Origin of the sequence: Adlercreutzia sp. ZJ242 (assembly GCF_011038995.1) — a bacterium.
Classification (GTDB): Bacteria; Actinomycetota; Coriobacteriia; order Coriobacteriales; family Eggerthellaceae; genus CAAEEV01.
The window spans coordinates 1-7,208 of the sequence record NZ_JAAKEE010000077.1 but is presented as its reverse complement, the minus strand read 5'-3'; the positions used below and the strand labels follow the sequence as shown (position 1 = coordinate 7,208).

Genomic DNA, 7,208 nt, shown 5'->3' with positions numbered 1-7,208 from the left:
ACTAACTTGAAAGGAAGTGCACTAAATGGCAGATCAGAAGTACGCACTGCTCGTTGACTACACCTACTTCTCCGGCAACCACGCCGCAGAGATCGCCTGCAAGGAGGAGCTCGGCCTTCCGCTCGACCAGTTCGGCATCAAGGAGGTCCAGGTCGGCCCCTTCAAGAAGGGCGAGGGCAACGACGGCGACGCCTGGGAGTGGTTCTACATCCCCTGCCCGACGTCGATCTTCTCCGAGCACTGGGGAACCGACGGCGACAAGGCCGGCCAGCGCCCGCTGGCGGTCCAGGTCGAGGAGTCCGCGTCCATGTACTACGGCACCCTCGAGGACATGATCGCCAAGATGGCGGAGTTCGACCGCCCGATGGTTCTGTTCCAGCTGTAAGCTGACGTGGTAACATTGTCGTGGCCGCCGGCTCTCGCGGCGGGCGGCCGCGACATCGCGTTCGACACTAACAAGGAGGAAATATGACCCGCGACGAATTCCTCGCACTTGACGCCGCCGAGGCCGCCGAGAAGCTCAATGCTCTTCTGGCTGACGGCAAGGACAAGGCCGGCGCCATGGCCGAGTTCGGCATCGCCCAGGCTGACCTCATGAAGGCCCAGATCTTCTTCGTGAAGGACAAGTTCATCGCCCGCGCTTGGGGCGGCTACACCTCCACGAAGCGCACCGGCAACGAGGCCGGCGACACCGGCATCGGCGTCGGCAACAGCGACCCGTCCAAGGGCTATCAGGGCGTGTAAGCTCGCAAGAGTTTTCGCTGTCTGGAAGGCTCGCCCCAACCTCGGGGCGGGCCTTCTTTGTAGCATCTGCAACGAGTCCCCTCAGGCAAGCACCCTCGCGCCAGGACGTTTGCCTGAAGGAAGGAAAGCGACAGAAGGAGGGCATTTCCATGTCTACTGAAGACGAGATCCGCGCGGAGGTCGAGGAGCTGGGCCGGCTGGAGCCCGCGCAGGAGGACATCCTGTACAACATCTCGCTCAAGCAGGACGAGCTGGGCCGCCAGGCCACCAACCTGCTGCTGAGCAAGGTGGAGGGCAGCCCCGTCTACCAGCCGATGATCGACCGCGAGTACCTCACCTACGAGGTGTTCAACCACGGCTCCAAGCACGAGATCGCGAGCCTGTACGTGACGCTCAAGGGCCTGCGCTACTGCATCATGTACGCCGACGAGCTCTCGCGCCGCCGCAAGCTCAACCCCGCCGGCGCGCCCTGGGGCGAGTAGGAGAGGGGCTGGCATAGCCGTCTCAAGGCCCGCCCGAGCTGCTGCTCGGGCGGGCCTTCTTTGCGCACGGGCGCCGCCTGCTGCGCGCCCGACCGGCGAGTTCGCGTATAATAGGGGCATTATGGACGTGATGTGGGGAAGTACCAGCAAGACCGATGGACAGCATGGAAGCATGGGCGTTTCTTACGCAGTTGACCTCAGCAAGCTCGACGCGTGCTTCGGGGGGTTCACTCCCATGGCGCTGAGCGACGGAATCGCCTCGAAGGAGCAGATGGCCGAGGCTGAGCGGCGCCTCAAGGCACGGCGCGCCTCCCTTGAGCGCGCGGCGGCCATCGAGGCGGCACGCGCCTCTGACGAGCGCACGTGGGTTGACGACGAGGGCAGCACGTGGCGCTACGTGGTGCTCGACGACGCCGAGGTGCGCGTCGAGAAGTGCGAGGCGCGCGCTTCCCGCCTGCGCATACCCGCGCAGATCGAGGGCAAGCCGGTGGTCGCGCTCGCACCCGACGCCTGCGCGTACCTGCCGGACGTCGAAGAGGTGACCTGCCCCGACACCATCATGCTCATGGGGTTCTGCGCGTTCCGCGGATGCCGGCAGCTCAGGCGCGCCGTCCTGCCGAAGGGGCTCGCGACGTTCGACTCCGACTGGTTCCGCAGCTGCGCGAACCTCGAGCACCTGACGCTTCCCGACGGCCTGGCCAAGCTCGACGCGAGCCTCTTCGACCTGGAGGGCCTGCGCGTGCTCGTGGTGGGCTCGGGCGCCGGCGAGGTGGCCCCCGGCGCGTTCGCGAAGAGCAAGCTCACGTCGATCGAGGTGAGCGCCGACAACCCCTTCCTCGCAACCGACGGGCGGGCGCTCTACAGCCGCGACGGCAGCGTGCTCGTGGCGCTCGCGGTGCCGGGGCGCGACTACGCGGTGAGCGCCGGCTGCCGCATGATCGCCAAGAAGGGCCTGAGCCACTTCGCGTGCCTCGAGCACGTGGAGGTGCCCGACAGCCTCGAGGTGCTCGGCCCGTTCGCCTACGCGCGCACGGGCGTCTCCGCGTTCGAGGCCCCCGCGGCGCTCAAGCACATCGGCGAGAAGGCGTTCTTCGGCTGCGCGCAGCTTGAGCGCGTGCGCCTGCGCGAGGGCCTGCTCTCCATCGACGACGACGCGTTCACGCGCACGCGCCTGCGCGAGCTGCGCGTCCCCGCGTCGGTGGAGGAGCTCGGGCACCCGCTCGCCGCGTACTGCGACCTCACCTACGCAGGCCCCGACGCCACGTTCTCCATCGCCGAGGGCTCGGCGCACCTCGAGCTCGACGAGGCGGGCTGTCTGTACCACCGCGGCGAGGAGGGCCTGCGCCTGCTGCGCATGATGGACCCGGAGGTGGAGCGCTACGCGGTGAAGCCCGGCACCGTGAGCATCGGCGAGGGGGCCTTCGCCATGCACGGGAAGCTGCGCGCGGTCGTGCTGCCCGAGGGGCTCGTGGAGATCGGCGACGCGGCGTTCAAGTCATGCCGCGCGCTCTGCGAGGTGAACGTCCCCGCGAGCGTGCGCCGCATCGGCGACGAGGCGCTCCTCGAGACGGTCATCACGCACCTCGAGATCCCGGCGGGGCTCGAGGACGTCGGGCTCAACGCGCTCGTGACCTACGGCGCGCACCACGGCAACGTCGACCCGTCGCTGCGCGAGGTGACGGTGCGCGCGGGCAACGCGCGGTTCTACACGCTCCCCGGCCTCCTGCTCGAGCGCAAGCCGGGCGGGCGCGCGCGCGTGCTCCTGTGCACGGGCGCGGAGCGCGTCGTGCGCGTGCCCGAGGAGGTCGACGAGATCGCGCCGTACGCGTTCAACGCCGTCCGCGGGCTGGAGGAGATCCACCTGTCGGACCGCATCCAGGACGTGGGCATCCGCGGGCTGGCCGTGGGCGACCTGGTGGGGCTCATCCGCATCGACCTGGCGCAGCCCGTCGAGGGGCACGCGTTCTTCGAGTGGCGCTTCCCGCAGACCGACCGCGGGGCGCAGCAGCAGATGCTCGCCCTGAGCGTGCCGCGCTTCGTGAACCCCGAGATGCTCTTCGAGCACTACGACAACGCGATCGTGAACGCGAACAGCTTCGACCACCAGAGCGACGCGGGCCTCGGCGTGTACGACCAGGCCGTGCTCATCATGGCGCGCCTCGCCGACCCGGTGTACCTGAGCGCGGTGAACCGCAGCCTGTGCGAGCGCGCCCTGCGCGACAACATCGAGGACGTCTGCGTGGAGATCGCGAAGCACGACGACAGGCGCGCGATCGACTCCCTGCTTGACCTGGGATACCTCAACGGCGACAACCTCTACCGCGTGATCGACCGCGTCGGCGCGCTGCAGGACGCCTCCATGACGGGGTATCTGCTCGAGGTCAAGCGCACCCGCTTCGGGCAAGACGCGTTCGACTTCGACCTGTAGGAGGAAGCGATGCCGGCTGTTCCCGAGATGCCTGACGCCAAGCTCGCCCGACGCGAGCGCGAGGACGCCCTGGGCAGGGACATCATCGACGAGTGTCGCGTGCAGCTCATGCTCAAGTTCCGCTTCCTCGACCTGGCGCTGTGGCGCATGGACCTCGAGCCGATGCGCGTGGGCGCGGCCTACCCGCTGGCGACCGACGCCAAGCGCGTGATCTTCGACCCGCCGCGCGTGATCGGGCGCTTCCAGCTCTCGTTCGACGAGCTGGTGCGCGACTACCTGCACCTGGTGATGCACTGCGTCTTCCGCCATCCGTTCAACGAGGACCACGACAACCGAGAGGCGTGGAACCTGGCATGCGACATCATCGTGGAGAGCGCGGTGATGGACCTGTGCGGCAGCCGCTTCGAGAGCGAGGAGGACGCCGAGCGCCGCCAGGCTGTGAGCGAGATCAGGATGCTCGTGGGCAACCTGCTGCCGGGGAAGGTGTACGCGCTGGTCAAGAGCATGGTGCTCACCCCCGAGGGGCAGCAGTACCGGGGTCTGGGCCGCAGCACGCTCAACGCGTGGCACGACCTGTTCGAGCGCGACGACCACGGCGCGTGGCCGGCCAACAACGACGCGCGCGCGCAGGGCGACGACGCGCGCGAGGACGCGGCGGAGGAGATGTCCGAGGACGACGAGAACCCGGACGTGGCCGCCGACATGCTGCGAACGGACTCGCCGAGCGAGAGCACGCCCGAGGACGCCGACGCGCCGCATGACGCGAGCGCGGGCGAGGAGGAGGCCCAGGCGGCGGGCGCCGACGACGCCGCCGAGGAGGAGGCCGACGCGGGCGCGGACGCCGACGACGCGAGCCCGGAGGAGCCCGAGGACCCCGAGGACGCCGAGGACGCCGGGGACGCCGAGGACGACCGCCCCGAGGGCGCGCGCGACGAGCATGACCCGCGCGACGCAGAGCGCGACGCCGAGCGCGAGGAGAAGGAGTGGGAGGACATCTCCAAGCAGATCGAGATGAACCTCGAGACGTTCTCGAAGGAGTGGGGCGACGCGGCCGGCAGCCTGATGGCGAACTTGGCCCTAGCCAACCGCAAGCGGCACAGCTACACCGACTTCCTGCGCCGGTTCATGGTGCACGCCGAGGAGATGCAGCTGAACATGGACGAGTTCGACTACATCTACTACGCCTACGGGATGGAGCTGTACGGCAACATGCCGCTCGTGGAGCCGCTCGAGTACCAGGAGACCGAGCGCGTGCGCGACTTCGCCATCGTGATCGACACCTCGGAGTCCGTGAGCGGCGAGCTGGTGAAGAAGTTCCTGCGCCACACGTTCGACGTGCTCAAGAGCTCGGAGAGCTATGCGAGCGAGGTGAACATCCACGTCATCCAATGCGACGCGAAGGTGCAGGCGGACACGCGCCTCAAGAGCCTGCGCGACGTGGACCGGATGATGGAGCGATTCCAGGTGCGCGGATTCGGCGGCACGGACTTCCGCCCCGCGTTCGACTACGTGGAGATGCTGCGCCGCCGCGGCGAGCTCTCCGACATGAGGGGGCTCATCTACTACACCGACGGCCTGGGCACGTTCCCGGAGAAGACGCCCGACTACGACGTGGCGTTCGTGTTCATGGACGACGAGGAGCGGATGCTGCCGCCCGTGCCGCCGTGGGCCATGAAGGTCGTGGTGGACGAGAACGGGATCGACATGCTCCGCCCGTCTTGACGAGGCGGGCGAGGCGCCGGGGCCCGCGCGGGCCTCGGCTGGCAGGGCCGATGGGGCCGACAGGGCTTGCGAGGCTGACGAGGTTGCTTTTCCAAGCGACGGGAAGGACAGGCTGAGATGAACATAACGTCTGCGAAGCAGCAGATCAAGGACACGGTCGAGGCGTACCTGAGGAAGGACGACGCCGGGATGTACCTGATCGCGCCGGCGCACCAGCGCCCGGTGTTCCTGCTCGGCGCGCCGGGCATCGGCAAGACGGCCATCATGGAGCAGGTGGCGCGCGAGCTGGAGATCGGCATCGTGGCGTACTCGATGACGCACCACACGCGCCAGAGCGCGCTCGGCCTGCCGCGCATCGAGCACCGCGAGTTCGAGGGCTTCGAGTACGAGGCGTCGGAGTACACGATGAGCGAGATCGTGGCGGCCATCTACGCCTACATGGAGCGCACGGGGCTGCGCCAGGGCATCCTGTTCCTCGACGAGATCAACTGCGTGTCCGAGACGCTCTACCCCTCGATGCTCCAGTTCCTCCAGTTCAAGGTGTTCGGCAAGCACAAGGTGCCCGACGGCTGGGTGGTGGTGTGCGCGGGCAACCCGCCCGAGTACAACCGCAGCGTGCACGAGTTCGACATCGTGACGCTCGACCGCCTGCGCGAGATCGACGTGGAGCCCGACTACGCGGCGTGGAAGGGCTACGCCACGGCGTGCGGCCTGCACCCGGCGGTGACCACCTTCCTCGAGACGAAGAAGGAGTGCTTCTACAAGGTCGAGAGCAAGCCGGGCGGCGGCAAGGCGTTCGTGACGGCGCGCGGCTGGGAGGACCTCGCGCGCGTCATCACGCTGTACGAGGAGATGGGCAAGCCGGTGAACCGCGAGCTCGTGGCGCAGTTCCTGCGCGACGACGCGATCGTCGACGCGTTTGCGGTGTACTACGCGCTGTTCGAGAAGTACCGCTCCGACTACCAGGTGGACACCATCCTGGCGGGCGAGGCGAGCGACGCCATCAGGGCGCGCGCGAAGGAGGCCGAGTTCGACGAGCGCGTGGCGCTCATCAGCCTGATGCTCGACGTGCTGGCGCGCGCCTGCGCCGACGTGCTCGAGCAGGAGGGCGTGGTGGTCCAGCTGCGCGACGTGCTGCGCGTGGCGAAGGGCGAGCTCCTGTCCGGCGCCGCGGTCGCCGACGCGCTCGGCACGCGCGTGGCGGAGCGCGAGCGCGCGCTGGCGCGCAAGGTGGGCTCGGGCGTGGCAGCCGGCTCCTACGTGCGCCGGGAGCGCCTGGTCATCCGCCTGCTGAAGGACTTCATGGGACGTTGCGCGCTCGAGAAGGCCGAGGCGGGCGAGGCGGCCTTCCGCATCGTCGAGGCGGCGTACAAGGCCGAGGTGGCGAAGATCAAGCCGGCCGCCGCGGCGGCGAGCGAGAAGATGGACCACGCGTTCGACTTCGTGGACGCGTGCTTCTCGAGCCGCGAGATGCTCGTGCTCATCGCCGAGCTGGCCACGCGCCAGCCCACCACGCAGTTCGTGGCGCACTACGGCAACGACAAGTACTACGCGCACAACCAGGAGCTCCAGGTTGACGCGGCGCGCATGGGCCTCGCCGAGCGCGCGAGCATGCTCGAGGACCTGAGCGAGAACATCAAGGCCGCGGAAGAGGCCGTCGGCGCGGGCGCGAGCGCGCGCGACACCGGCTCGGCCGCGGCGGCGGGGCTGTCCGTGGGCAGGCGCGAGGAGCGCTCGTCGGTGGGAGACGCGGCCGACGTGGCCGGGCGTGCGGCTGACGCGTGCAGCGGCGCGCACGTGGCGGTGCAGGAGACGCGCGCCGCGGCGGCCCG

The 7,208-nt window shown here is 68.9% G+C and carries 6 protein-coding genes; all 6 read left to right on the top strand.

The genetic code is table 11. The annotated features are described in order from the left end of the window. Positions 1-25: 25 nt before the first annotated feature. Positions 26-385, top strand: coding sequence for an oxidoreductase (locus G7Y49_RS11605; RefSeq protein ID WP_165173987.1), 360 nt, complete (start codon positions 26-28; stop codon positions 383-385). Between the two features lie 83 nt (positions 386-468). Further along, on the top strand, positions 469-744 hold the full coding sequence (locus G7Y49_RS11600) for a hypothetical protein (RefSeq protein WP_165056837.1): 276 nt from the start codon (positions 469-471) through the stop codon (positions 742-744). Positions 745-893: 149 nt separating this feature from the next. Next, positions 894-1,226 (top strand): hypothetical protein, encoded by a 333-nt coding sequence (locus G7Y49_RS11595; protein WP_165173985.1) that lies wholly within the window; start codon positions 894-896, stop codon positions 1,224-1,226. Positions 1,227-1,398: 172 nt separating this feature from the next. Further along, the gene (locus G7Y49_RS11590) at positions 1,399-3,654 is read left to right on the top strand and encodes a leucine-rich repeat domain-containing protein (protein ID WP_165173983.1); all 2,256 of its coding nucleotides are present in this window, start codon (positions 1,399-1,401) and stop codon (positions 3,652-3,654) included. 9 nt (positions 3,655-3,663) lie between these two features. Next, positions 3,664-5,376 (top strand): VWA-like domain-containing protein, encoded by a 1,713-nt coding sequence (locus tag G7Y49_RS11585; RefSeq protein ID WP_165173981.1) that lies wholly within the window; start codon positions 3,664-3,666, stop codon positions 5,374-5,376. 117 nt (positions 5,377-5,493) lie between these two features. Continuing rightward, positions 5,494-7,208: ATP-binding protein (locus G7Y49_RS11580; protein ID WP_206214692.1), on the top strand; the 1,715-nt coding region annotated here is incomplete at its 3' end.

Coding starts and splice junctions, on each gene's coding strand:
- G7Y49_RS11600 (WP_165056837.1), top strand. CDS start 469: ATGACCCGCGACGAATTCCTCGCACTTGACGCCGCCGAGGCCGCCGAG.
- G7Y49_RS11590 (WP_165173983.1), top strand. CDS start 1,399: ATGGGCGTTTCTTACGCAGTTGACCTCAGCAAGCTCGACGCGTGCTTC.
- G7Y49_RS11585 (WP_165173981.1), top strand. CDS start 3,664: ATGCCGGCTGTTCCCGAGATGCCTGACGCCAAGCTCGCCCGACGCGAG.
- G7Y49_RS11595 (WP_165173985.1), top strand. CDS start 894: ATGTCTACTGAAGACGAGATCCGCGCGGAGGTCGAGGAGCTGGGCCGG.
- G7Y49_RS11605 (WP_165173987.1), top strand. CDS start 26: ATGGCAGATCAGAAGTACGCACTGCTCGTTGACTACACCTACTTCTCC.